General features: G+C 56.5%; 1 pseudogene. It reads left to right on the top strand.

The annotated features are described in order from the left end of the window. Positions 1 to 78: 78 nt before the first annotated feature. Positions 79 to 859 (top strand): annotated as a pseudogene (locus G9463_RS23760) (IS5 family transposase). Positions 860 to 891: the final 32 nt, after the last annotated feature.

Genomic DNA, 891 nt, shown 5'->3' with positions numbered 1-891 from the left:
GGCTCTGGTGAATCGCGGGACTGCGTCGGTTTCGACCGTTAGAACTAGTGGAATGAAGCGGGGAATCGCCGATGGTCAATGTCGAAGATTTCCCGCTTCACGAGCAAAGTCGTTCAGTTAGCTAAAAATGCTGTTGGTGAGCGAGGCGAAGTCGCCGCTCCCGAAGGGGGTGGCGGCTTCGCCGAGTATGCGGTGGTGTCGCTGCACTGTCTGCGGGTTTACCTGCAAAAATCCTACCGAGAAGCACTTGATTTGCTGAGTGAGATGCCACAAATACTCGGGGAGATCGGCCTCGACGCGGCCGATCTCCCCGACCACTCGACGTTAGTCAAGCGGTTTGACAGAATCAAGACAGCGATCTGGCGAGTGCTGCTGCGCCTTTCGGCGCAGGAGCACGAGCCGAGCGGTCACGCCGCCATCGACGCGACGTTTTTCGACCGCGAAAACGCTAGCAAACACTACTGCCGGCGGACGAATTACCGGGTTCAGACGCTCAAAGCAACAGCACTCGTCGACACAGAAACGCAAGCGATTCTAGACGTTCACTGTACGACCGAGAAACGCCACGACACACAGCTCGGCTGGCAAAGGCTACGATTGGATGGAATTACGCGACAAACTCCGCGAAGAAGGCGTGAGACCACTGATCAAACATCGTGAGTTCCAGCCCATCGATCACGCACATAACGCGCGGATCGATGGACCTCGCTACCGTCAACGAGCGATGTGTGAAACCGTCTTCTCGACGATCAAGCGCACGCTCGGCGACGCCGTGCGTGCGCGAACCTGGTACGGTGAATTTCGTGAACTCGTCCTGATGTGTACGGTTCACAACATCAAGCAGTCTCTGAAACAGTGAAATCAAGCTACGTCTGGCGATTCACCACAGCC

This window comes from Haloarcula sp. JP-Z28 (genome assembly GCF_011440255.1).
GTDB lineage: Archaea > Halobacteriota > Halobacteria > Halobacteriales > Haloarculaceae > Haloarcula > Haloarcula marismortui.
The sequence above is the reverse complement of the archived record's forward strand: the minus strand, read 5'-3'. Positions and strand labels throughout refer to the sequence as shown.